General features: G+C 48.6%; 24 protein-coding genes, 2 tRNA genes and 1 pseudogene. 6 read left to right on the top strand and 21 right to left on the bottom strand.

Features of this window, described 5'->3' with window-relative positions; translation table 11 throughout:
* Positions 1-40: 40 nt before the first annotated feature.
* The 12 genes from mraY to mraZ all read right to left on the bottom strand — a co-directional run bounded on the left by mraY (position 41) and on the right by mraZ (position 10725).
* Positions 41-1123 carry a phospho-N-acetylmuramoyl-pentapeptide-transferase gene (gene mraY / locus HMPREF2661_RS10200; protein ID WP_070823673.1) on the bottom strand — a complete coding sequence of 361 codons (1083 nt, stop codon included), beginning with the start codon at positions 1121-1123 and terminating at the stop codon, positions 41-43.
* 101 nt (positions 1124-1224) lie between these two features.
* Positions 1225-1374 carry a hypothetical protein gene (locus tag HMPREF2661_RS11645; protein ID WP_049322572.1) on the bottom strand — a complete coding sequence of 50 codons (150 nt, stop codon included), beginning with the start codon at positions 1372-1374 and terminating at the stop codon, positions 1225-1227.
* Between the two features lie 15 nt (positions 1375-1389).
* Positions 1390-2754 carry a UDP-N-acetylmuramoyl-tripeptide--D-alanyl-D-alanine ligase gene (gene murF, locus HMPREF2661_RS10195; RefSeq protein WP_070823671.1) on the bottom strand — a complete coding sequence of 455 codons (1365 nt, stop codon included), beginning with the start codon at positions 2752-2754 and terminating at the stop codon, positions 1390-1392.
* Entirely contained in the window at positions 2751-3263 is a 513-nt protein-coding gene (locus HMPREF2661_RS10190; RefSeq protein WP_070823669.1) for a hypothetical protein, read from the bottom strand. Before HMPREF2661_RS10190 ends, murF begins: the two co-directional genes overlap by 4 nt.
* A 21-nt stretch (positions 3264-3284) precedes the next feature.
* Complete coding sequence (locus HMPREF2661_RS10185) at positions 3285-4139, bottom strand: peptidase (protein ID WP_070823667.1); 855 nt, start codon at positions 4137-4139, stop codon at positions 3285-3287.
* A gap of 348 nt (positions 4140-4487) precedes the next feature.
* On the bottom strand, positions 4488-4847 hold the full coding sequence (locus tag HMPREF2661_RS10180) for a hypothetical protein (RefSeq protein ID WP_070823664.1): 360 nt from the start codon (positions 4845-4847) through the stop codon (positions 4488-4490).
* A gap of 109 nt (positions 4848-4956) precedes the next feature.
* The gene (locus HMPREF2661_RS10175) at positions 4957-5478 is read right to left on the bottom strand and encodes a M23 family metallopeptidase (protein ID WP_070823662.1); all 522 of its coding nucleotides are present in this window, start codon (positions 5476-5478) and stop codon (positions 4957-4959) included.
* A 179-nt stretch (positions 5479-5657) separates the two neighbouring features.
* The gene (locus tag HMPREF2661_RS10170) at positions 5658-7136 is read right to left on the bottom strand and encodes a UDP-N-acetylmuramoyl-L-alanyl-D-glutamate--2,6-diaminopimelate ligase (RefSeq protein ID WP_070823660.1); all 1479 of its coding nucleotides are present in this window, start codon (positions 7134-7136) and stop codon (positions 5658-5660) included.
* A gap of 26 nt (positions 7137-7162) precedes the next feature.
* A complete protein-coding gene (locus HMPREF2661_RS10165; RefSeq protein WP_070823658.1) occupies positions 7163-8911 on the bottom strand; it encodes a peptidoglycan D,D-transpeptidase PBP2 in 1749 nt (582 codons plus the stop codon).
* A 74-nt stretch (positions 8912-8985) separates the two neighbouring features.
* Positions 8986-9249 (bottom strand): cell division protein FtsL, encoded by a 264-nt coding sequence (gene ftsL, locus HMPREF2661_RS10160; protein WP_003681879.1) that lies wholly within the window; start codon positions 9247-9249, stop codon positions 8986-8988.
* A 61-nt stretch (positions 9250-9310) separates the two neighbouring features.
* Positions 9311-10273, bottom strand: a complete 963-nt coding sequence (rsmH, locus tag HMPREF2661_RS10155; protein WP_003748267.1) for a 16S rRNA (cytosine(1402)-N(4))-methyltransferase RsmH — start codon at positions 10271-10273, stop codon at positions 9311-9313.
* Complete coding sequence (mraZ, locus tag HMPREF2661_RS10150) at positions 10270-10725, bottom strand: division/cell wall cluster transcriptional repressor MraZ (RefSeq protein WP_003748265.1); 456 nt, start codon at positions 10723-10725, stop codon at positions 10270-10272. The genes rsmH and mraZ overlap by 4 nt, the downstream gene beginning before the upstream one ends.
* A 401-nt stretch (positions 10726-11126) precedes the next feature.
* Here mraZ and HMPREF2661_RS10145 point away from each other — a divergent pair, with 401 nt between their 5' ends.
* The 3 genes from HMPREF2661_RS10145 to HMPREF2661_RS10135 all read left to right on the top strand — a co-directional run bounded on the left by HMPREF2661_RS10145 (position 11127) and on the right by HMPREF2661_RS10135 (position 12543).
* Positions 11127-12278, top strand: a complete 1152-nt coding sequence (locus HMPREF2661_RS10145; RefSeq protein ID WP_070823656.1) for a class I SAM-dependent methyltransferase — start codon at positions 11127-11129, stop codon at positions 12276-12278.
* 106 nt (positions 12279-12384) lie between these two features.
* Positions 12385-12461: transfer RNA gene (locus HMPREF2661_RS10140), tRNA-Met, on the top strand.
* A 6-nt stretch (positions 12462-12467) separates the two neighbouring features.
* Positions 12468-12543, top strand: a tRNA-Ala gene (locus tag HMPREF2661_RS10135).
* A gap of 139 nt (positions 12544-12682) precedes the next feature.
* Here HMPREF2661_RS10135 and HMPREF2661_RS10130 read toward each other — a convergent pair.
* From HMPREF2661_RS10130 to HMPREF2661_RS10105, 6 genes are all read right to left on the bottom strand, one after another.
* A complete protein-coding gene (locus tag HMPREF2661_RS10130) occupies positions 12683-13087 on the bottom strand; it encodes a ClpXP protease specificity-enhancing factor (protein ID WP_070823653.1) in 405 nt (134 codons plus the stop codon).
* A gap of 11 nt (positions 13088-13098) precedes the next feature.
* Complete coding sequence (locus tag HMPREF2661_RS10125; protein WP_003685910.1) at positions 13099-13704, bottom strand: glutathione S-transferase N-terminal domain-containing protein; 606 nt, start codon at positions 13702-13704, stop codon at positions 13099-13101.
* Between the two features lie 214 nt (positions 13705-13918).
* Positions 13919-14707 (bottom strand): cytochrome c1, encoded by a 789-nt coding sequence (locus tag HMPREF2661_RS10120; protein WP_180947878.1) that lies wholly within the window; start codon positions 14705-14707, stop codon positions 13919-13921.
* A gap of 14 nt (positions 14708-14721) precedes the next feature.
* Positions 14722-16071 (bottom strand): cytochrome b, encoded by a 1350-nt coding sequence (locus HMPREF2661_RS10115; protein WP_003681866.1) that lies wholly within the window; start codon positions 16069-16071, stop codon positions 14722-14724.
* An 18-nt stretch (positions 16072-16089) separates the two neighbouring features.
* Entirely contained in the window at positions 16090-16671 is a 582-nt protein-coding gene (petA, locus tag HMPREF2661_RS10110) for a ubiquinol-cytochrome c reductase iron-sulfur subunit (protein ID WP_003681863.1), read from the bottom strand.
* A gap of 123 nt (positions 16672-16794) precedes the next feature.
* Positions 16795-17544: a Nif3-like dinuclear metal center hexameric protein gene (locus HMPREF2661_RS10105; protein WP_070823651.1), complete on the bottom strand. Its 750-nt coding sequence runs from the start codon at positions 17542-17544 to the stop codon at positions 16795-16797.
* A 175-nt stretch (positions 17545-17719) separates the two neighbouring features.
* Between HMPREF2661_RS10105 and HMPREF2661_RS10100 the strand changes: the two genes are divergently transcribed.
* A complete protein-coding gene (locus HMPREF2661_RS10100) occupies positions 17720-18646 on the top strand; it encodes a LysR family transcriptional regulator (RefSeq protein ID WP_003748251.1) in 927 nt (308 codons plus the stop codon).
* A 63-nt stretch (positions 18647-18709) separates the two neighbouring features.
* Here HMPREF2661_RS10100 and HMPREF2661_RS10095 read toward each other — a convergent pair whose 3' ends face one another.
* The 3 genes from HMPREF2661_RS10095 to dnaJ all read right to left on the bottom strand — a co-directional run bounded on the left by HMPREF2661_RS10095 (position 18710) and on the right by dnaJ (position 21398).
* Positions 18710-19369 (bottom strand): TIGR01621 family pseudouridine synthase, encoded by a 660-nt coding sequence (locus tag HMPREF2661_RS10095; protein ID WP_070823648.1) that lies wholly within the window; start codon positions 19367-19369, stop codon positions 18710-18712.
* A gap of 1 nt (position 19370) precedes the next feature.
* Positions 19371-19949 (bottom strand): TMEM165/GDT1 family protein, encoded by a 579-nt coding sequence (locus HMPREF2661_RS10090; protein WP_004518907.1) that lies wholly within the window; start codon positions 19947-19949, stop codon positions 19371-19373.
* Positions 19950-20246: 297 nt separating this feature from the next.
* The gene (gene dnaJ, locus HMPREF2661_RS10085; RefSeq protein WP_049322586.1) at positions 20247-21398 is read right to left on the bottom strand and encodes a molecular chaperone DnaJ; all 1152 of its coding nucleotides are present in this window, start codon (positions 21396-21398) and stop codon (positions 20247-20249) included.
* Positions 21399-21608: 210 nt separating this feature from the next.
* On the opposite strand from dnaJ, the gene leuS reads away from it, so the two are divergent.
* Entirely contained in the window at positions 21609-24239 is a 2631-nt protein-coding gene (gene leuS, locus HMPREF2661_RS10080) for a leucine--tRNA ligase (RefSeq protein WP_070823645.1), read from the top strand.
* A gap of 140 nt (positions 24240-24379) precedes the next feature.
* Positions 24380-25062, top strand: a pseudogene (locus tag HMPREF2661_RS10075) (DpnI domain-containing protein); the annotation flags it as partial.
* Positions 25063-25091 lie beyond the last annotated feature (29 nt).

The following is a 25091-nucleotide window of genomic DNA, read 5'->3' as shown; positions in this document are numbered from 1 at the left end:
CATAATGGCCGTCTGAAACTTTCAGACGGCCTTTGGAAATTTAGCGGATTTTGAGGGTACTTAAACCAATCAGCACCAAGACGATGGTGATAATCCAAAAACGGACGACGACTTGGGTTTCTTTCCAGCCTTTTTGTTCGTAATGGTGATGAATCGGCGCCATCAGGAAAATGCGTTTTTTGGTGCGTTTGTACCAACCGACCTGCAACATAACGGAAATGGCTTCAACAACAAACAGGCCACCCATGATGACGAGGACAAATTCTTGGCGGATGATGACGGCAACGGTACCGAGCGCCGCACCGAGCGCAAGTGCGCCGACGTCGCCCATAAAGACTTGTGCCGGATAGGCGTTAAACCACAAAAAGCCGAGACATGCGCCACACATGGCGGTACAGAAAATCACGACTTCGTTCGCGCCGGCAACGTAAGGTAATTGCAGGTATTGTGCAAATTGTGAGTGGCCGCTGGCATAAGCAAAGATGGCAAGGCCGGCGGCAACGAGGACGACGGGGAAGGCGGCAAGTCCGTCAAGGCCGTCGGTCAGGTTAACAGCATTGGATGTGCCGACAATGGTCAGGTAGGACAATACCAAGAAGCCGACTACGCCAAGCGGCAAGGCAACTTGTTTGAAGAAAGGAACAATCAGGATATTGTTGGAGGAGTTTTCAGCAAGGAAGAACAGGGCAAGCGCGGCAATAACGGCGACGCTCGACTGCCACACCATTTTGAATTTGGCGGAAACACCGTTGGGGTCTTTATAGACGACTTTGCGCCAGTCGTCGTAAAAACCGAGTGCGCCGGTAGCAAGCAGGACGCCTAAGAGAATCCAGATATAAGGATTTGCCCAGTTGCCCCACAAGATTGTGGACACGGTAATGGCAGTCAAAATCAGCGAGCCACCCATGGTTGGCGTACCGTTTTTGATCAGGTGGGTTTGTGGGCCGTCGGTACGGACGGCTTGGCCGACTTTAAGCGCAGTCAGTTTGCGGATCGTCCACGGACCAAGCAATAGGGAAAACGCCAAAGCAGTCAAAGCCGCCATGACGGCGCGAAATGTGGTGTATTGAAAAATATTCAGACCGGTTAACCAGTTACTGAAATGTGCGAGCCATAAAAACATGGAACTTCCTTTTTTGTTTTTGTTGTTACAGCGGGCTTATCGCCCAATTAAAAATCAATCGGTATGCCGTCTGAAATTGCAGACGGCCTTATTGATTAAGATTATTTCTCTACCACGCAAATCGGATAGTTTCCGGGATTCTTTCCGCCGCCCAAGTCCAAGCAGGTATCTTCATAGATAAATGCCTGTACTTTCATTCCGGCATAAAACGCGGCAAACAGCAAACCAGCCAATAGAAAAATCTTTTTCATATTTCAGACGGCCTTTTACGCGGTTGTTGCTACCAATGCCTCGACCACTTCTTCCATCTTCATAAAGCGCGAGCCTTTGACCAATATAGTAGCGCGTTCAGGCAAATCGTGACTCAACACTTGGATCAGCGGATCTTTGTCTGCAAACCACAAACCTTCCGCACCAAACGTCTCTGCTGCTTCAACGCTGTTGTCGCCGACAAAATACGCAGCCTCGATACCTTTATCTCGTGCATACGCGCCAACTTCGGCGTGCATGGCAACGGCTTCATCCTCGCCCAGTTCGCCCATATCGCCCATCACAAAAATACGCGGCGCAGGCATAGCAGCGAGCACATCAATGGCGGCTTTCATGCTGTCAGGGTTGGCATTATAAGTATCGTCAATCAAAGTTGCATCTTTAATGCCTTGCTTGATATTCAGACGGCCTTTGATATTGCTGAAATTTTTCAGGCCGTCTGAAACTTCGGCAAGGCTCAAACCTGCCGCCAAAGCCAGAGCAGCGGCAGCTACGGCATTATGCACATTGTGGCGGCCGGGGACCGGCAGTACCACGGCAACACGTTCATTGCCACGCACCAAATCAAACGTGCAAGACAACGGTTTCAACTCAATATTTTCTGCATGGACATCGCCACTGGCAACGCCGAAAGTCTGAGCGTTCAATTGCGCAGTAGCAGCTTCAAATGTAGCGATATTGGCATCTTCACACGGAATCAGCGCAATGCCGTCTGAAAGCAAACCTTCGTAGATTTCGCTTTTGGCTTTGGCAATATCGCCGACGCCATCAAAACCGCAACCGACATGCGCGCGCAAAGCGTTATTGACCAAAGCAACATTCGGACCGGCGATTCGAGTCAGCAAAGACAATTCGCCAAAATGGTTCATACCCATTTCAATGACGGCATAGCGGTGTTTTTCGTTCAGTTTCAACAAAGTCAGCGGCAAGCCGATATGGTTGTTGAAATTGCCGGCAGTCGCCAACACAGCTTCATCACCGAATCGATGACGCAATACGCCGGCCAACATCTCTTTAACCGTCGTTTTGCCGGAAGAGCCGGTAATGCCAAAGACAAACGGATTCACATTTTCACGCCACGCCTTCGCCAGTTTTTGCAAAGCCGCAAGGGTATCGTCAACCTTCAATGCACCTTTCAAAGCCGCACAATCTTCGCGCGAAACCACAACTGCCGTTGCCCCCGCTGCCAATACATCTTCAACAAAGTCATGCGCGTCAAAGCGCTCACCGGCAAGCGCGAAAAATACGTCGCCGTCCTGAATATCGCGGCTGTCGGTAACAATACGCGAAACGGGTCGATTTTCAGACGGCATCGGAAGGTTGAGGGTCTGACAAATAAAATTAAGGTCTAGTGGTTTCATGATTGTGTTTCTTGTCCTTGTTCTACTTGTTCTAACGGTTCCACATTTTTATCCGTATTTTGGGAAACCATTTTTAAATGACGACAATTGCGTCCTGCCAGCACAATAAAAAGAATAGCGGCAAAATTTACACCGACAGTAAGCTTATGTACCGTAAGGCTAAATGATAATTGCAGCACACTTTCTATATAATACGTAAAAGAAAATGCCTCTCCTACAAAGACTATTTGCAATAAGCATGGCGTGTACACATATATCATTCTCTTAAAACCAACTTCACGGAATTTAAACGCATTCCATGCTGCAGACAACGCCAATACACCCAAAATGAAAAGTAAAATCCCAAAAAACACAGCCCATGCCATGTTGTTAATCAGTCCCTGCACACTCTGAATTGATGCCAGAATCAACCAAACCACGCCCTGCACAAAAGTCAGCCATGCCATAAATTTGCCGCTTTTGGGCAATTTTTTATAATCAGGAAATGTATTGGAAAACCAACTTTTCATACTATAAATCACTTTCTCTTATCAACTGCCGATTTTCCCGTACTGCTGGTAATCGGAAAAACACAATACAATGGTTTTACCGTTTTGGCGGTAGGGGTGGCAAAGGCTGTAATTGCCGTCTTTTGCCTCATAACGTATTTCATTTGTTTGTCCGGCAAATATTCTTTGCAAGTATTCACGCTCGCTCAGATTTGGTGCATAAAGATATTGCGTTTTACTGATTGTTTCTTTATTGCCATTCCGAGTAACGACAAAACCATTATCATCGCCTACTCCCTGAACATTGGGTGCCTGCTCATCAATCCCACTTAACTGGGAATCAGCTGAGAAAGCTAAATAAACCTGTTTATTACCGATCGTATCCGGCACAATCACCGTAGCTGCTTTAAAGGCAGAATCTTCCTTCGACATCAGCTCAAGGATTAACGCTGCTTTTTTGATGTACGCCGAGTCAAAACGATAATCTGCCAAAGCATTGATTTGCGATGGATTATCCTTGACGATACGCTCTAGAGATTGAGTCAAAATCTGACGTTTTTTCTGAACAGTCAGATAATTTCCGCCAAATAGCAAAGCGGCCAAAACAGGAAATACTGCCAACAACAAATATAAGGTTTTCCGACCGCCTTTGCTTTCTTCCTCTTGTCCTCGCTCGGCAATACGGGTCAAATTCAGCATAATATTCAATATCAAGGCACCCGCCATCACGGCAAAAATCCCCAAAATACTCATCAGGAAAATTTCCGTAATGTATTCGCGGAATACCTTAAGCCCGAAAACATTGGATAAAATCAGAACAAATACCCAGTACACCAGGAGCACGACTGCCGCCATGCCGACGATATTCGTTACCTTAACCAATTTCTTTGCGTTCATACTCTCAAATCTTGTTCAGACAGCATCTGCTCTGATTAATCAGTGGATACGGATTCACTGCGCCTCTGGGCAGATACATATATTGCCATCTTAGTTAATTAATTCTTCTTAACGAAATGATATATCTAGATTTTGAATATTTCAGATCAACACTTCCAATGGCTTGGTCGCGTCAAGCTAAATTGAAAAAGCGTGTATAACGGAGACATAAATGGCTCAGAATCAAAATTTGCATCCGCATTCACATAAATAACTGCCCTATTTTTAAAACTGATTTGATAGGCTTTTTCCGTTGGTATAAATTCACTTCTACAACCCACCAACTCCTTCACTACTCCCTTACCCAAATTAGCTTCCAAAATTTTTTTTAAATTGTTTATTCGGATATGAGCTTGATAAATCGATTGAATTAATATAACCATCTCGACCATGTATAATGACTTCACTATCTTTCAAAGTTTTGACCTTTATTCGACTGGAGTTATACATATTCTTCTCTTTTTTTAGGTTGCCATACTGCCATTTCATACCCTTAATATGGTACCGGTCTGCCTCAGTCCCTACTTCAGGCTGCTTCGTGTCTGAGAAAATCAACAATAATTCTTTAAGCTGCATATTACTCTGAGAAACTGGAACATTTCTGGTTTTTGCAGAAATATCTATAGAAAATACGATACAAAGCAAACCTAACAATAATTTTCTATTCATTTTTCAATCCTAAAATCCTTAATTTAAAACTTACCCACTAAATCTTATTAAAAATAAATTAATAAGAAAATACAAGACAATTAAAAAACCTATATTTAATTCAGACGGCCTATCTGCTCTGATTAATCAGTAGATACGGATTCACCGCGCCGTTTGGCAGATACACGCCGTAATGTAGGTGGGCCGGTGTGGTTCTGGCATTGCCGGTTTTACCGACATAGCCGATGACCTGCCCTTCTTTTACTCGCTCATACAGGCGGATACGGGCAAATTTATTCAGGTGGGCATAATAATGCCACGCACCCGGCCCTTGAATACCGATAACTTTACCGCCCAATCGGTTGCGCCCGATTTTGGTTACGATACCGGGCGTGGTACTGCGTATCGGCGTGTTTTTCTTGGCAAAAATATCCACACCTTCATGTCTGCGCCCCTGACTGCGCGCCGCGCCCCAGGTATCGTCAAACCGTTTGCCTTTAACGGGATTAGGCAGGCTTTGCTCGGCAGGAGGCTGTTGCGCCCTCAACTGCTCGATTTCGGCAGTAGGACGCGGAAGTTGTTTGGTTGTACAGCCTGCGAATAAAACTACGGCTGTACTGATTAATAAGGTTTTTGTCGGCATTTTCAGCATCAAATCGGTCTCCTTGTTGTTCAGACAGCATTGTTAAAAAGTCCTCTGAAACAAACAACTGTGATGGGTTTAATGGCTGACGTGCCGTAATGCGTGTGTCGTATTGCTTTTGTTGTATATGTTTAAATCTTTTTCAGACGGCCTTAAGGTTCGGGCCGTCTGAACATTTTCGATATAGCTTAACCGCACTCTGCCAATGCTTTTTCTGCGATTTCAAAATCGGAGAAATGGTGCTTCACGCCTTGTACATCCTGATAGTTTTCATGCCCTTTACCGGCAATCAGAATGATGTCGTTCGCAGCGGCTTGCTCAACCGCATAACGGATGGCAACTGCGCGATCAACTTCGACGCATTCAGGATTAGGGACGGCAGGCAAAATATCGTTGATGATGTCTTGCGGATTTTCCAAGCGTGGGTTGTCGCTGGTTACGACAACTTTATCTGCGCCCTGCACGGCTGCTGCGCCCATCAATGGACGTTTGCCGCGATCGCGGTTGCCGCCGCAGCCGAATACGCACCACAAAGCCGCACCCTGCGGTTTGATTTCCTGCAAGGTGGAGAGTGCTTTTTCCAATGCGTCAGGTGTGTGGGCGTAATCGACGACGACCAAAGGTTTGCCGCTGTTCATGATGCAGTCCATGCGGCCTGAGGCGGGACGGATTTTTGCCAGTACAGCCAATACTTTATCAAGCGGATAACCGTTGGCACAAAGCAAGGCGATGCAGGCGGCGAGGTTTTGCGCGTTAAACCGTCCGAGCAGACGGGTGCGGCATTTTCCTTCGCCCCATGGTGTTTGGAATACGGCTTCCATACCGTCTGAAGAAGCGGTGAAATCGGTAATGCGGATATCGGCGTGTTCGCTGAAACCATAGCCGTAAACGGCTAAATCGGGACAGTCTTTTTTCAGACGGCCTGCGAGTTCTGCGCCGTATTCATCATCGACATTGATGATGGCGTGTTGCAGGCCATACCAGTAAAACAGACGCGACTTGATGGCGCCGTAGGCTTCCATCGTGCCGTGGTAGTCGAGGTGGTCGCGGGTGAGATTGGTGAAGATTGCGCTGCGAAACGGCACGCCGTTGACGCGCGATTGGTCAAGGCCGTGGCTGGAAACTTCCATCGCAGCGGCTGTTGCGCCTTGCTGACGGAAGCGGTAGAGCAGGGTTTGGACATCGACAGGGGCAGGCGTGGTATGCGTGGTCTCTTCCAATGCGCCCCAAAAGCCGTTGCCGACTGTACCGATAATGGTGGTTTTTTCGCCCAGAAGATCGGCGGCTTGCGCCAGCCATTGTGTGATAGAGGTTTTGCCGTTGGTACCGGTTACACCCCAAACTTTAAGGCCGTCTGAAACATTGCCGTAAACCTGTGCCGCCAACATACCGGCGCGATGTTTCAGATCTTTAATGCCTTGATTGGGAACGTTCCATTCGGGATTCCATGTGAATTTGCCGTCATCATCCCAAAAAACAAAGGTTGCACCGTTGGCAATGGCGGCAGGAATATAGCTGCGGCCGTCTGTATATTCACCCTGACAGGCAACGAAAATGTCACCCTGTTTAATTTGTCGGCTGTCTGAATGCAACAAACGCCCTGCTGCGTTTTCACACAGCAGAGGCGGAAAGTTGGTTTCAGCCAAGGGGGTTAACTTGCTGAACATAAACAATATCTCTTTGATTGTTTGGATTATGACGGTACTTTGACGGTAGCGGTATTACTTAAAGGCTTGGTCGGGGAAACACCCAAGATGTTCAAGCTTCCGCTCATGACTTCTTTGAATACGGGACCGGCAACCACGCCGCCGTAATAGCCGTTGGCAGTCGGTTCGTCGATGGTAACGGCCACAATCACGCGTGGATTTTTAGCCGGAGCAAAACCGATGAACGTACCAACGTGTTTGTTGTCCACATAGCGGCCATTAACCAGTTTACGCGCCGTACCGGTTTTCGCACCTACGTCGAAACCATCGACAGCACCGGCAGTACCGGTACCGCCGGCTTCAGTAACGGAAACCATCAACTCGCGCACTTTTTTTGCGGTAGAGGCTTTGATGACGCGCTTGCCTTTAGGGGCAACCGCTTGTTTTTCAAAGCTGACTGGCAACAATTCGCCGTCATGGGTCAAGACAGTATAGGCACGCGCCAATTGCAACAGGCTTAATTGCAGGCCATAACCGAAAGACATGGTTGCCTGTTCGATTTTTTGCCATCTGCGCCAGCTTCTCAACAAACCCGCAGTTTCACCCGGGAAGCCTGAATGCATACGCACGCCCACACCCAAATCATGATAGAAATCATACATTTCTTTAGGCGTAAACATGGCAGAAAGTTTACTGGTACCGACGTTGGAAGATTTTTGCATGATGCCACGTACATCCAAAGTAGGATAAACGTGGGTGTCTTGTACGGTGGCCGGGCCGATTTTGTAAGGCAGGGTATTGAATGTATCGGTCGTATCCACTTTGCCGGAATCCAACGCTTTGGCAATGGTAAACGGCTTCATGGCAGAACCTGGTTCAATCATATCGGTTACGGCGCGGTTACGGCGTTGTTCGCTATTAGCCTGGCCGGGCTGATTCGGATCGTAAGCCGGGCTGTTGACCAAAGCCAAAATTTCGCCGGTTTGCGCATCCAATACCACAACCGTACCCGCTTTGGCCTTGTGATAAGCCACAGCTTTGTTCAACTCCTCATAAGCCAGCGTCTGAATGCGCTGATCCAAAGACAAAATCATGTCTTGGCCGTTTTTAGGTACGCTGTTGCGAGGAGAGTCGAGGCTGTCTACGATGTTGCCTTTATTGTCGCGCAATACGACTTTCGCACCATCTTCGCCGCGCAGGCTGTCTTCACGGGAAAGCTCCAAACCCTCCTGACCTTTGCCGTCAATATTGGTAAAACCGATAACGTGCGCAAACAGATTGCCCATCGGGTAATGGCGTTTCAATTCTTTTTGGAATGCGATGCCTTTAATGCCCAATGCTTTGATTTCTTCCGCTTTTTCGTAGCTGAGTTGACGCTTCAGATAGATAAATCCTTTGTCTTTTTTAGACAATTTATTTTTTAACACTTCAACAGGCACATCGGCAATGGCCGACAGTTTCTCCAACTGCTCGTCAGTCGGCATTTCCTCCATACCGGAAGGCATGGCATACAATGATTCGGTAGGCGCGCTCAAAGCCAATGTAGCACCATTGCGGTCGGTAATCATACCGCGTGATGCAGGCAGCGGAAGCGTACGCACAAAACGTTGGTCGCCCTGATTTTTCAAAAACTCATGCTGACTGGTTTGCAGATAAACCCCGCGCACCAACAGACCGGCAAATGCCAGCGCAACGGCGCCCAGCACCAAACCGATACGTCCGTTACTTGTCAGCGGTTTTTTTATTTTTGTGGTTCCAGACAGCATTTGAGGTTTATATTCGTTCTTAATTAACATGTTGGACTTCTCATGACTTAGCTGCTCAGTGAGCTATTAATTCCCGTAAACACCTTGAAAACAAGGCTATATTCTTATTTTTTGCGTTCCAGCATAGCCGTATTATGCGCACCCGGCGGAAGCAGATGTTGCTTTTCAGCCGCCACTTTAATCAGTTTGTGGTTGGCCAATCTTGCCTGCTCCAGCTTCAAGCGCGCGTAATCCTGTTCCAACTGAATTTCCCGTTTTTGCGCCTTATCCAACTCGATAAAGTGCAAGCGCGACTGGTTTTGCTTAAACACTACGGCAAAGGCCGAAACCGTCACCAAAACCAGTAATAAAATATTCAACTTACCCATTTCAAACTTTCAGATGGCCTGTCAACAGAAACATCCCTTGCGACAATGCCGAAACGCTTCCCTAGTCAACAACCGAAAATTCGCCGCTGCTGCGCTCCGCCACCCGCAAAACCGCACTGCGCGCACGCGGATTGGCTTCAGTCTCTGCCGAACCCGGTTTGATTGCTTTGCCCACAGCCTTCAAAGGCGGCTGAGGCAAATCCGCTTCCTTGACCACTGCCCAACGGGGCAAAGGCGCATGTTGCGAATATTTTTTAATAAACTGCTTCACAATTCTGTCTTCCAAAGAATGGAACGCAATGACAGCCAAGCGTCCACCCTCTTTCAGACGGCCTGCAACCTGCGGCAAAACTGCCTCTACCTCTTCGAGCTCGCGGTTAATAAAGATGCGAACTGCTTGGAAGGTGCGCGTTGCAGGGTCTTGTCCGCGCTCGCGAGTACGGACGTTTTGCGCCACAAGCTGCGCCAGCTTGCGGGTTGTATCGATGGGACTTTCCTCCCGTTGCGCAACAATGGCGCGCGCAATCTGGCGACTAAACCGCTCTTCACCATAATTCTTAATAACCTCGTGTAAATCCTGTTCAGATGCGGTTGCAATCCATTCCGCCGCAGACATCCCGCGGGTCGGATCCATCCGCATATCCAATGGCGCATCAAAGCGGAAACTGAATCCGCGGCTGCCATCGTCAATTTGCGGCGACGAAATCCCCAAATCAAAAAGCGCACCGTCAATCTTATCGATGCCCAATTCATCCAAGGCCGTCTGAAATGTTTCAAAACCATTGTGTACGACACTGACACGCTTATCTTGCGCCGCCAGCTCATTGGCTACCGCAATCGCCTCGGGGTCTTTATCAAAAACAACCAAACGCCCCTGCTCGCCCAAACGCGACAAAATCAGCCGGGAATGCCCTCCCCTGCCGAACGTACCGTCCACATAAATCCCGTCTTCACGGATTGCCAACGCATCCACCGCCTCATGCAACAAGACAGTAACATGCTGATAATTTTCAACTTTACTCACAATTGCAAATCCGTTTGACTCAATTGGAAAGCCAATTCGTCAGGATCGATATCCAAAGCCTGATTCATTTCCTCTTCCCAATGTTCGCGGCCCCACAACTCCATACGGTTTGCACGGCCAACCAAAGTAACTTCTTTTTCAAAATCCACACGTTTGCGCAGATTAGCCGGGATCAAAACACGTCCGGCGCTGTCCCACTCCAAAATCTCCGCATTGTGCAGCAGCAGATTTTGATACCGTTGCAAAGATTCATTGCCGGCTACTTTCAACTTTAGAATCTGCTCGGCTTTTTCCTCCCAAACGGGCTCCGGGTACATCAATAATTTTTTTCGGGAATCCAGCGTGACCACAATTGCAGGCGTATAACGGCGCAGCAAAATATCGCGGAATTTGGCAGGAATCGCCAACCGCCCTTTACTGTCCATACTCAATTCATGAGCACCGCCAAACACATCACACCCCAAATTCGATTAAAATAAAACAGAGTGAGATTAAAAATCCCACCTTCCTAAAATATTTCGTTTTCGCTTCAACAGGACACTTTTCAGGAAAAAGTAACCACTTTCACCCACTATGCCCCACTAACCGACACTATAAGAAATTTTGGCAATCAGGTCAAATCCGTTTCTTATCTGAAATGAAACACTAAATGCTTAAAATTCAATAGTTTATATACGCAATAATGAATGACATATGGATTTTCTAAGCATTTTGTTTAGCATAAAATACTAGATATAGTATGACTTATATTATAAAAATACTACATATAGTATTTTTATACTCAATTACCACCCATTCCGTAAGCAGCTATAATATACAAACAAATTCAAATTTTTTACATTATCTAACAGTCATGAAGCCACAACTCCCCCTCCCCCCCCCTGACGCACAAGCCTCTTCAGCACACCTGACTAAGCTCATCAAAAACGAAATTGAACAACATCGAAACTGGATACCTTTCTCCCGATTTATGGAGCTTGCCCTTTACACACCCCAATACGGCTATTACAGCGGAGGCAGCCATAAAATCGGCACGGACGGCGACTTCATCACTGCTCCCACCCTCTCCCCCCTATTCGGACAAACCCTTGCCAAACAACTTGCCGAATTACTGCCGCAAACAGCAGGCAATATCTACGAATTTGGTGCAGGCACAGGCCATCTTGCCGCTACTTTGTTACAAAATCTTTCAGACGGCCTAAATCATTACTACATTATTGAGCTGTCGGCAGAGCTTGCAGAGAGACAACGTCAACATATCCTTGAGCACACATCTCCCGAAGCAACCGCAAAAGTCATCCACCTCACCGCATTACCCGAACACTTTGACGGCATCATCATCGGCAACGAAGTATTGGATGCCATGCCGGTGGAACGCTTGATTTATCAAGATGAAGGTTTTCAACAAATCGGCGTCAGCTTAGAGAATGACAAGCTAATCGAAGCCATCAGACCATTGGCCCAAGCCGAGCTTACACAAACAGCCTCTTTGTACTTTCCTCCCCTCCCTTCATACACAAGCGAGCTTCACTCGGCACAATATGCCTTTATCCAAACCCTGGCCGCCAAATTGCAGCGTGGCGGCATGATATTTATCGATTACGGCTTCGACGCCGCCCAGTATTACCATCCGCAACGCAAAGAAGGCACATTTATCGGCCACTATCGCCACCACACCATCCACGACCCATTTTTCAACATCGGCCTGACCGATCTGACTGCACATGTCAATTTCACCGATATTGCACGCGCCGGCACAGAATCAGGTTTGGACTTAATCGGCTACCTGCCCCAATCTTATTTCCTGCTCAATCTCGGCATCACTGATCTGCTGGCGCAAATCGGCAGTCCGGATTCAATTGAATACATCCAAGCCGCCGCCGCAGTACAAAAACTGATCCATCAGCACGAAATGGGCGAGCTTTTTAAAGTGATCGCTTTTGGCAAAGACATCGATATCGATTGGACAGGCTTCGTTCACGGCGATATTTGCCATAAACTATAACTCGACCATCTACTTTTTATTTTTTAAAAACAATAAGAAATAAAAAAAACCAAAATTAGCGCTTGCCAAATATTCAAAAAAAACTATAATAGCGACTTCACGAAACGGCGAATTAGCTCAGTCGGTTAGAGCAGAGGAATCATAATCCTTGTGTCCGGGGTTCGAATCCCTGATTCGCCACCAAATTTCGGGGGTATAGCTCAGTTGGTAGAGCGCTTGCATGGCATGCAAGAGGTCAGCGGTTCGATCCCGCTTACCTCCACCACTAAACAAAAAAGCTCTTGTTAAATACAAGAGCTTTTTTGTTTGGCTTAATTAATAATCAGATAAGGCATCAGAGCTTCCCTTCAATACCTAATCAATAAAGGCCGTCTGAAACATTTCAGACGGCCTTTTATCTTTGATTACTTCACAAGCTTCAATACTTTTTTCGGTTTTTCTTCCGCAGATTCAGCTTTTTTATCTTCCGTTACAGCAGGACTGGTAGAAGCAGGCTGATATGGTTCTACCTCGAAACCCATACCCTCTCCACTTTCACGGCCAAATATACTGACAATATGACCGACCGGAATCCAAATCTCGTGCGCTACGCCGGAAAAACGCGCAGAGAAATTGACCCATTCATTGTCGATATTTAAATTATGGCTGGCAGTAGGGCCAATATTTAAAACAATCTCATTGTCACGTACATACTGCATCGGAACGCGGGTATGTTCGTTTACCCACGCGACGATGTGCGGCGTTTGGTTATTATCCAAGCACCATTCATACAAAGCGCGCAACAAATACGGTTTGGTTGAAGTTGCCATAAACCCATCCTTTAGCGGCGCATGGCTTTTTCAGCCGGAGTCAATGCCTCAATGAAGGCTTCGCGTTGGAAAATACGTTCCGCGTATTTCAGCAAAGGCGCGGCAGATTTGCCCAGTTTGATGTCGTAATAGTCCAAACGCCACAGCAGCGGGGACAAAGCAACATCGATCATAGAGAAGTCATCACCCAAAATATATTTGTTTTTAGCAAAAGACGGTGCCAGCAGGGTCAAGCCATTGCCAATGGCTTCACGCGCTTTAGCCTGTTCTTTATTGGTAGATTCAGGGTTTTCCAACACTTGCACCAAGCTGAACAGTTCTTTTTCCATACGGTACAGCACCAAACGGCCGCGACCGCGCATAACAGGATCACCCGGCATCAATTGAGGATGAGGGAAACGCTCGTCAATGTATTCGTTGATGATGTTTGATTCGTGCAAAATCAGATCACGCTCAACCAAGACCGGTACTTGGTTATACGGATTCATCAAAGCCAAGTCTTCAGGTTTATTGAACACGTCCACATCTTTGATTTCAAAATCCATGCCTTTTTCGTACAGCACAAAACGGCAACGTTGGCTGAATGGACAAGTAATACCCGAATACAAAGTCATCATAATCTTCTACTCCTGATCAATCTTTTCAGACGGCCTTAAGCCTTATAAAAATTCAGAAAGAATTATACATAATTTCAAATACTTAATCCAGAAATTTAAAATAATACGCTGTTTATATTAAGTAATTTTTAGATTTTCATTAATTCAACATAAATTAATCAAGCAAACAAAAAAGGCAAACCTGAAACAGGTTTGCCTTTTTGATTCAAAAGAATTAATGAACGTCTTTCCAGAATTCTTTTTTCAGGAAGTACGCCAACGGCAACATTACGGCAAACAGGAATGTCAAAACCATGTAACCGATACGGTGGCGTTGCAATTGAGCAGGCTCACCCATGTATACCAAATAGTTCACCAAATCGCGTACATACGCATCGTACTCTTTTTGGATTACTTTACCGTTAGGCAGACGACGGCTATGCAGACCGGTAGATTCCCAATACAGTTTAGGAGTCAGGTTGCCGTGCTCGTCTTTAATCATAACGGGCTGACCTTTGGCATCCAACTCAACGGCTTGAACACCTTGTTGTTCCCACAATGGGTGAGGCATACTCGCGCCGGCCAAAACGGTATTATTCCAACCGTTCGGCCGAGTTGGGTCTTTATAGAAGCCGCGCATATAAGCGTACAGGTAGTCTGCACCTTTAGAACGGGCAATCAGGGTCAAATCCGGCGGAGGCGCACCCAACCATTTGGAAGCATCTTTCGGATCCATGGCCGCTACCATCACGTCACCAACGTTGTCTGTTGTGAACATCAGGTTTTTCTTGATTTCATCTTCAGTCAAACCGATGTCTTTCAGACGGTTGAAGCGCATACCGCTTGCAGAGTGGCAAGACAAACAGTAGTTTGTAAAGATTTGCGCACCGTGCTGCAGGCTGACTTGGTCACGCAGGTCGATATCGACTTTTTCATAGTTTGCATGGCCGCCGCTGGCGACGGCTGCACTCATAGGCACTGCCAGCAATAAGGCAGCAAACCAGTTTTTCAGAGTTTGTTTCATTTTCGCTGCCCTCATCAGATATTGGTTGCAAACAAGTAAGCACCAACAACGGTAATACCGACATAAACAAAGAACATAATTTTTTGTTTAGTAGTGCTCATGGTTACGCGTTCAGGAACTGGTTTGTTGGTATCCAGTTTGGTATAGAACGGCATACCCAGGAAGAATGCAAAATAGACGAAAGACAGGATACGTGCAACCAAAGTACGGGTATCAGTTGCTACCATTGCACCCAAAATACCCAAACCGATGAAGGCAATGATGAACAGAACCAACGCAGTTTTGAAGATTGGGCCGCGATAACGGACAGATTTAACTTCGCCTTTATCCAACCAAGGCAACAGGGCAATCAGGACAACTGCTGCACCCATACCGATTACGCCCCATACCTGAGTACCAGCAAAGGAAGGAATCGCACGCAGAATTGCGTAGAATGGAGTGAAGTACCATACCGGCGCAATGTGCGGAGGTGTTTTCAGCGCATTCGCTGCATCGAAGTTTGGCGCTTCGAGGAAGTAGCCGCCGCCTTCAGGTGCAAAGAACAACACAGAACAGAAGACAATCAGGAATACAACGACACCCAAGATGTCTTTAACGGTGTAGTAAGGATGGAATGGAATACCATCGCGTGGAATACCGTTTTCGTCTTTGTTTTTCTTGATTTCAACGCCGTCAGGGTTGTTAGAACCCACTTCGTGCAGGGCGATGATGTGAGCCACAACCAAGCCGAGCAACACCAGCGGTACGGCGATAACGTGCAGGGCGAAGAAGCGGTTCAGAGTAACGTCGGAAACGTTGAAGTCACCACGAATCCAAGTGGACAAATCAGGACCGATAACAGGGATGGCGGAGAACAGGTTAATAATTACCTGCGCACCCCAGAAGGACATTTGACCCCAAGGCAACAGGTAACCCATAAAGGCTTCTGCCATCAATGCCAAGAAAATCAGGGAACCGAAAATCCACACCAATTCACGAGGTTTTTTGTACGAACCATAAATCAGACCGCGGAACATGTGCAGATAAACGACGATGAAGAAGAAAGATGCGCCGGTGGAGTGCATATAGCGGATAATCCAGCCACCAGACACGTCGCGCATGATGTACTCTACTGCGGTAAAGGCAGCAGGCAGATGGTAGGCGTTCAGGTTGCCGTCCGGTTTGTAGTTCATGGTCAGGAAAATACCGCTGACGATTTGAATCACAAGGACAAGCAGGGCCAAAGAGCCGAAGTAGTACCAGAAGTTGAAGTTCTTCGGCGCATAGTATTGAGCCAAATGCTCATTCCACATTTTAGACAGAGGGAAGCGAGCGTCCATCCAGCCTAACAATGCTTTTGCTTTGCTATTGGTTTGGTTTGCCATAATTATCGTTCCTTATTTTTAGTCTTCGCCCACCAAAACAGTTGTATCGCTCAGATATTTGTAAGGCGGTACAACCAAGTTGGTCGGTGCAGGAACACCTTTGTATACGCGGCCTGCCATGTCGAATTTCGAACCGTGGCAAGGGCAGAAGAAGCCGCCTTTCCAGTCTGCGCCCAAATCCGCAGGGGCAACGTCGGGACGGTAAGTCGGAGAGCAACCCAGGTGGGTACAGATACCGATAGCGACGAGGAGGTTCGGCTTGATCGAACGGGTCTCGTTTTTACAGTTTTCGGGCTGATGATCCACTTCGGAATTAGGATCTGTAACTGCGCCATCCAAACTTTTCAAGTCTTTGAGCTGTTGATCTGTACGGTTGACCAGCCAAATTGGTTTGCCCTGCCATTCGGCAGTCAGCATTTGGCCTGCTTCGATTTTGCTGACATCTACTTCGACAGCAGCACCGGCAGCCTTAGCTTTCTCCGATGGAAAGAAGCTGGCCACGAAGGGCGTAGCTACGCCCAGAGCCGCCACACCGCCTGCACCGCAAGTAGCCAGTGTCAGAAAACGGCGGCGGCCGTTGTTGATTTCTTGATTATCCATTATTCAGTCGTCCTAAAATTTTGGGAATACCGAGCCATTAAACAGCGTAATTCTACCTAGTTTGTTGTAATACTCAAAGCATTATTTAAAATAAGGTAAAGTTTTTATGATATTGCTCAATACTCAGGCAGGGTTGTTTTCATCAAAGTGAACCACTTCGATACCGAATTTTTCTGCCACGGCATCGCCTAAGGCGCGGACGCCGTAACGTTCTGTCGCATGGTGTCCGGCGCTGATAAATGCCACACCCGTTTCGTTGGCAAGATGATATTGCGCTTCGGAAATCTCACCGGTCAGATACGCATCGACACCTTCGTCTACGGCCGTCTGAAAAAATCCCTGCGCACCGCCACTGCACCAAGCAATGCGTTTGATTTCGCGTTCAAGATCGCCGATAACGGTCGGCTTGCGGCCGAATACCGCCTCAATGCGTTCAGACAACTGCGCCAATGTTTGCGTGGTTTTCAGACGGCCTGTATTCAACAGGTTTTGCTCGCCGAATTGTTTTTCGAGCACCCAATCGAGTTTCTCGGCCAACTGTGCGTTATTGCCTAATTGCGGGTGTGCGTCCAGCGGCAGGTGGTAGCCCGCCATATTGATTTGGTGTTGCAGCAAGGTTTCAATGCGTGCTTTTTTCCAACCGGTAATCGTGACAGGCTCGCTTTTCCAAAACATACCGTGGTGAACCAAAAGCAGATCCGCCCCCTGCTCTACGACAAAATCGATTGCCGCTTTGCTGGCGGTAACCGAAGTGGCGACTTTGGCAATTTCTTCTTTGCCTTCAACCTGCAAACCGTTGGGCGCATAGTCCTTAAACAGCCCGACCTGCAAAGTCTCATCGCACCAAGCCAGAATTTCGCGGCGTAAAGCCATATTCCGCTCCTTATATCTATCTTCAAAAACAGCTTCGCATTCTAACCGCAAAATCTGTTTATGCCTCAAATTCTTACATTCCGATTTCAGCAATCATTCCCAACATTAATCATTTGCACATCATCATGAATTATTTTAATATACGCCACCTTACCCACAGGCCGTTTGAAAACACATGGACTCTATTATCGAATTGCGTCATCTCAAAACCTTGCTGGCTTTAGAAGAAACCGGCAGCGTTTCCCTTGCCGCCAAACGGGTTTTCCTGACCCAATCCGCCCTGTCGCACCAAATCCGCGCCTTGGAAAATTATTACGAAACGCCGTTGTTTGAACGCAAATCCACACCTTTGCGCTTCACTCCGGCCGGTATGCGCCTGTTGCAACTGGCGCGCGAACTGTTGCCGCAGGTTGCCGCTGCCGAACGTGATCTGGTGCGGATTATCGAAGGCGAAGCCGGCGAACTCAGGCTTGCCGTCGAATGCCACACCTGCTTTGACTGGCTGATGCCTGCCATGGGCGAGTTCCGCCCCTTATGGCCGCAAGTTGAATTGGACATCGTTTCCGGTTTCCAAGCCGATCCGGTCGGGCTGCTGCTGCAACACCGCGCTGACCTTGCCATCGTTTCCGAAGCCGAGCCGCTCAACGGCATCAGCTACCGCCCTCTATTTGCCTATGAAATGGTCGGCATCTGCGCAGAAGACCACCCGCTTGCCGACAAAGACGTTTGGGAAGCCGAAGATTTTATCGACGAAACCCTGATTACTTATCCCGTCCCCGACGAAATGCTGGATTTGCCCAAAAAAGTGCTGCTGCCCAAAGGCATTAATCCGCCGCGCCGCCACAGCGAGCTGACCATCGCCATTATTCAGCTGGTTGCCAGCAAACGCGGCATCGCCGCCCTGCCCTACTGGACGGTCATGCCGTATTTGGAAAAAGGCTACGTCGTTCATCGCAAAATCACTTCAGACGGCCTGCAAAGCAAACTTTATGCCGCCATTCGCACGGAAGATGCCAACAAAGGCTATCTGGACAACTTCTGCCAAATCACGCATGACCGCTGTTTTGCCGATTTGCCGGGCTTGAGCGAATTGGAAATGTAAACTTGAAACAATCAAAAGGCCGTCTGAACAATTTTCAGACGGCCTTTTCAATACACAAAAATTTCACTGCTTCTCTTCAGATTCATCCGAACCCAAACATGCCGACAAATCGATTTCAGACGGCCATGTTTTATCAGGCGCAACCCGAATATCGAAATGCTCGCCGCGATAATCGAAAACCAAACGCCAAGCGTGCAGAAACAGATGTTCCGCCTCATCACCGCCATACAACGTATCGCCCAAAATCGGACTGCCTATGCTTTTCATGGCCACGCGCAGCTGATGAGTTTTGCCGGTAAACGGTTGCAACACAAACAGGCGCAAACCGGGCTTCAGGCTTTGGCTGCTGAAACGGGTAACAGCAAAATTATCCTTATCACGCGTCAGCTTCCATGTACCGCGCCGCGAACGCGCCATACCGCCTTTCACCCAGCCCTGCTTTTTCACCGGCTTGTGCGTACCGAGTGCCAAATAAGTTTTACGCATGGTTTTCTCGGCAAACTGTGCCGACAAAGCCGCCGCGCTGTCACGGTTGAGCGCAAGCAGCAACAGGCCGCTGGTGGCTTTGTCCAAACGGTGAACCAGCCACACGCGTTCAACGCCGAGCTGCTGCGCCAGCGATGCGGTCAGACAAACCTCCCCTTCCGATTCGCTGTGCACCGATACCCCGCAAGGCTTATTGATGACCACAAAGTCTTTGTGTTCAAAAACAATGTCCCACATTTCAGACGGCCTTCAACACGATACCGTCGCCAAGCAGGGTCAAAATACCCAGCAGGCAGAACAAAATACATGCGGCAATGCGCACTGCTTTGGCCGGAATTTTGCGCATCAGCATTTCGCCCAAATACACGGCAGGCACAGAAGCAATCATCAAACCGGCAATACTGCCGACCACGACCAGCAGGATAGATTGGTATTTGGCCGCCAAAAGAACCGTCGCAATTTGCGTTTTGTCTCCGATTTCCGCCAAGAAAAACAGGACGACCGTCGCCGTAAATGCGCCGTATTTCAGCCACTTGCCGTCAGGGTCTTCGTCTTTGTCCGGCAGCAGCAGCCATAAACCGACCGCAATAAAGCTGCCACCGACCACCCATTTCATGACTTCGGGCGAAATAGCGGATGCCAGCCAGACACCGAGTGCGGCTGAAACAAGATGGTTCAACAGGGTTGCAATAAAGATACCGGCAACAATCGCGTTTTTGTGGGCAAAACGTGCTGCCAAAAAAAGCGCCAGCAATTGCGTTTTATCGCCGATTTCGGCAATGGCAACGCCCAGCGTCGAGGAGAAAAAAGCTTCCATGATTTAAGATACTCAACCGAAAAGCGGGCAAACAAAAAGCGCTGTGCATACCGCCCGCAAGGGTATGGACAACGCTTACGTCTTGCCTGTCTTCCGATAAAGCAGAGAAGATACCGCTGCCACGGCCGCACAAGCCGATTATGTTGACAACGGTTTCGGCATTGCGCCGAATGGCTACTCCCGTAAGAGTGAAGCGCGCATTGTAAGACAAACCATGGCTTGAAGCAACAAAAAGAAAAACAAAAGGCCGTCTGAAATCTCATTCAATCAGGTTTCAGACGGCCTTTTTCACAGCGATTAATTATCGGAGAACAAATCGCCTACTTTTTCGCCTACTTTTTCCCAAAACGATTTTTTGCGCGGGGTTTGGCTGAGATTGAGACCGGAGGAGATTTTTTCAAATTCTTCCAGCAACTCTTTCTGACGGTCGGTCAGGTTAACCGGAGTTTCAACCAAAATGTGGCAGTACAAATCGCCGGTCGAGCTGGAACGCAGGGACTTGATGCCTTTGCCTTTCACGCGCATGCGGCGGCCGGTTTGCGTTTCTTTCGGGATGTGCAGTTTGACTTTACCGTCCAAAGTCGGCACTTCGACTTCGCCACCCAATGCGGCAATGGCAAAGCTGATCGGCAACTCGCAATGCAAGTCCAAACCGTTGCGCTCGAAGATTTTGTGCTGTCTTACACGGACATTGACGTACAAATCGCCTGCCGGTGCGCCGTGTTGACCCGGCTCGCCCTCGCCGCTCAAGCGGATGCGTTGACCGTCGTCGATGCCTGCCGGAATGTTGACTTCAACTGTTTTACTGGTTTTGGTGCGGCCTTCGCCACGGCATTTGACGCAAGGATCTTTGATTTCTTTGCCTGTACCGTGACAAGTCGGACAAGTCTGCTGCATTTGGAAAATGGCTTGGCGGACGTGTACCGTACCTGAGCCGTGACAGGTCGAACAAGTCGATGCGGATGTACCCGGTTTGGCACCTGAGCCGTGGCAGACATCACATTCTTCGTAAGTCGGAATATTGATGCGTTTTTTCACGCCTTTGGCGGCTTCTTCAAGCGAAATTTCTATGCCGACCTGCAAGTCCGCGCCGCTGTAATCCGGCTGGCGGCCGCCGGCACCGCCGCCGAACATTTGGCTGAAAATATCGGAAAAATCGAAGCCTTGCGCGCCGCCGAACCCGCCAAAACCGCCGAATCCGCCCGCGCCGCCGCCCATGCCCTGCTCAAACGCGGCATGGCCGTATTGGTCGTACATGGCGCGTTTTTCCTTGTCTGACAAGGTATCGTAAGCTTTTTGGACTTCTTTAAATTTTTCTTCCGCTTCTTTGTTGTCAGGGTTGCGGTCGGGATGGTATTTCATTGCCAGCTTGCGGTAGGCTTTTTTGATTTCATCGTCGCTAGCGCTGCGGGCAACACCAAGTGTTTCGTAAAAATCTTTATTGCTCATAATTTTGATAGTGTTAAGAATGAATTCAAACTGGGTGGGATATGTGGGCGAGTATCAAAAACTCAAGTCAGTATTTTCAAGGCCGTCTGAAATTGTGCTTTTCCGACATCCAAACATTCAGACGGCCTTTGTCAAACCGACAGGCCCGACAACCTGCTATAATCCCATCTTTATTTTTTCCAACGTTTTCAAGCGAAAAACAGAATGACCATGCAAGAACATTACCAACCCGCCGCCATCGAGCCTGCGGCGCAGAAAAAATGGGACGACGAGCGTATTTTCAACGTCTCCGAAGACGCTTCCAAACCCAAATACTACTGCCTCTCCATGTTCCCCTACCCCAGCGGCAAGCTGCACATGGGGCATGTGCGCAACTACACCATCGGCGACGTATTGAGCCGCTTCAAACGCTTAAACGGCTTCAACGTCATGCAGCCTATGGGTTGGGACGCGTTCGGCATGCCGGCGGAAAATGCGGCGATGAAAAACAACGTCGCACCTGCCGCATGGACGTACGACAACATCGAATACATGAAAACCCAGCTCAAAAGCCTGGGTTTTGCGATTGACTGGGAGCGCGAAGTTGCCACCTGCAAACCCGAATACTACCGCTGGGAACAATGGCTGTTTACCAAGCTGTTTGAAAAAGGCATCGTCTATCGCAAAAACGGCACAGTAAACTGGGACCCGGTCGACCAAACCGTATTGGCCAACGAGCAAGTCATCGACGGGCGCGGCTGGCGTTCGGGCGCGTTGATCGAAAAACGCGAAATCCCGATGTATTACTTCAAAATCACGGATTACGCCGAAGAGCTGCTCAACGATTTGGATAAGCTGGAACACTGGCCGGAACAAGTCAAAACCATGCAGCGCAACTGGATCGGCAAATCTCGCGGTATGACCGTGCGCTTCGCCGTTTCAGACGACAGCAAACAAGGCTTGGAAGGCGATTACGCGAAATTCCTGCAAGTTTATACCACCCGTCCCGACACGCTGATGGGCGCGACTTATGTTGCCGTTGCCGCCGAGCATCCGCTGGCAACCGCCGCAGCCGCCGACAAACCCGAATTGCAGGCATTTATCGCCGAATGCAAAGCCGGTTCGGTTGCCGAAGCCGATATGGCGACGATGGAGAAAAAAGGCGTGCCGACCGGCCGCTACGTCGTCAACCCGCTCAACGGCGACAAGCTGGAAGTGTGGATTGCCAACTATGTATTGTGGGGCTACGGCGACGGCGCAGTGATGGCGGTTCCGGCGCACGACGAACGCGATTTCGAGTTCGCCACCAAATACAATCTGCCTAAAAAACAAGTCATTGCCGTCGGCGACAACGCATTCGACGCAAACCAATGGCAAGAATGGTACGGCGACAAAGAAAACGGCGTATTGGTCAACAGCGGCGACTTGGACGGCATGAATTTTCAGACGGCCTTCGACGCCATCGCCGCCAAGCTGCAAAGCCAAAACGCGGGCGAACCGAAAACCCAATACCGCCTACGCGACTGGGGCATTTCGCGCCAACGCTACTGGGGCTGCCCGATTCCCATCGTCCATTGCGAAAAATGCGGCGACGTACCCGTCCCTGCCGACCAACTGCCTGTCGTCCTGCCTGAAAACGTCGTACCCGACGGCATGGGTTCGCCACTGGCAAAAATGCCCGAGTTTTACGAAACCACCTGCCCATGCTGCGGCGGCGCGGCAAAACGCGAAACCGACACCATGGACACCTTCATGGAATCGAGCTGGTATTTCTTCCGCTACATGTCGCCCAAGTTCGCAGAAGGCATGGTATCGGCTGAAGCCGCGAAATACTGGGGCTCGGTCGACCAATACATCGGCGGTATCGAACACGCGATTCTGCACCTCTTGTACGCGCGCTTCTTCACCAAACTGATGCGCGACGAAGGCTTGGTTAATGTTGACGAACCGTTTGAACGCCTGCTCACGCAAGGCATGGTCGTCTGCGAAACCTACTACCGCGAAAACGACAAAGGCGGCAAAGACTGGATCAACCCCGCCGATGTCGAGCTGACTTTCGACGATAAAGGCCGCCCCGTGTCCGCCGTCCTCAAAGCCGACGGCCTGCCCGTCGTCATCAGCGGCACGGAAAAAATGTCCAAGTCCAAAAACAACGGCGTCGATCCGCAAGAACTGATTAATGCCTACGGCGCGGACACCGCCCGCCTGTTTATGATGTTCGCCGCACCGCCTGAACAGTCCCTCGAATGGAGCGACAGCGGCGTCGAAGGCGCGCACCGCTTCCTGCGTCGTCTGTGGCGTACCGTTTACGAATACCTGAAGCAAGGCGAAGCAGTCAAAGCGTTTGCAGGCAGCCAAGACGGTTTGTCTAAAGAACTCAAAGACCTGCGCCACAAACTGCATTCCACCATCGCCAAAGTCAGCGACGACTACGGCCGCCGTCAGCAGTTCAACACCGCCATCGCCGCCGTGATGGAACTGCTCAACCAATACGACAAAACCGACACCAACGGCGAACAAGGCCGAGCCGTCGCCCAAGAAGTATTGGAAGTCGTCGTACGCCTGCTGTGGCCGATTGTGCCGCACATCTGCGAAACCCTATGGAGCGAATTGAACGGCGCAAAACTGTGGGAAGCAGGCTGGCCGACAGTCGATGAGGCCGCTTTGGTCAAATCCGAAATCGAAGTCATGGTTCAAGTCAACGGCAAACTGCGCGGCAAAATCACCGTTGCCGCCGACGCCTCCAAAGCCGACCTCGAAGCCGCCGCACTCGCCAACGAAGGCGCAGTAAAATTCATGGAAGGCAAGCCTGCGAAGAAAATCATCGTCGTACCAGGCAGACTGGTGAACATCGTGGTGTAAAGCCAGATTCGACATTGATTGCTGTAATTAAAAAAGGTCGTCTGAAAACTTGGAAACAGGGTTTTCAGACGACCTTTTTAAGGTAGATTGAGTTGTCTACATTACAAACCTCAAATAACTTAAATCTCAAAATCCAAAACATGAATTTATTTTTCGATACCGAATTGGGAAAGCAACAAAATAAAGCAACCCACAAAATCCGTGTAATGAGCGAGGCTTGGCTAGAAAAAAACGGCTCCTGCCCCTGTTGCGGAAGCAAGCCGATGCAGAGATTTACCAATAACAAACCTGTTGCAGACCTCTTTTGTCCAAACTGTCACGAGCAATATGAATTAAAGAGTAAAAATCAAAAAACTATAGGTAACAGTGTGCCTGACGGTGCATATCACACCATGCTGGAGCGCATCCAGTCAGATACCAACCCAAACTTTTTTTTCTTGCATATAAAAAAGCGGATTACTCCATACAGCAATTGGTGCTTGTACCTAAACATTTCATAACACCGGACATGATTATTCCCAGAAATAAAGGTATTAAAAACCGACCTCACCACATCATGTGTTCCATTAATCTTGTACCTTTACCTGAAAGCGGCAAAATATTCTTAATAGACAATTCCCGCATTATCGAACCCGAAATCGTTCTGAAAAAATGGCAATCCAATCTCTTTTTACGCAACCAAAATGCGGAGCGCAAAGGCTGGCTTTTGGCTATTATGAAATGTATCGATCAACTCCCCGAAGAATTCACATTGTCACAAATGTATGAATTTGAAAACAAACTATCCATCCAATTTCCCCAAAATAACCATATCAAAGACAAAGGGGCTGACGTAGATTAGCCCTAAATTCC

It is taken from the genome of Neisseria sp. HMSC061B04 (assembly GCF_001836705.1).
Classification (GTDB): Bacteria; Pseudomonadota; Gammaproteobacteria; order Burkholderiales; family Neisseriaceae; genus Neisseria.
The sequence above is the reverse complement of the archived record's forward strand: the minus strand, read 5'-3'. Positions and strand labels throughout refer to the sequence as shown.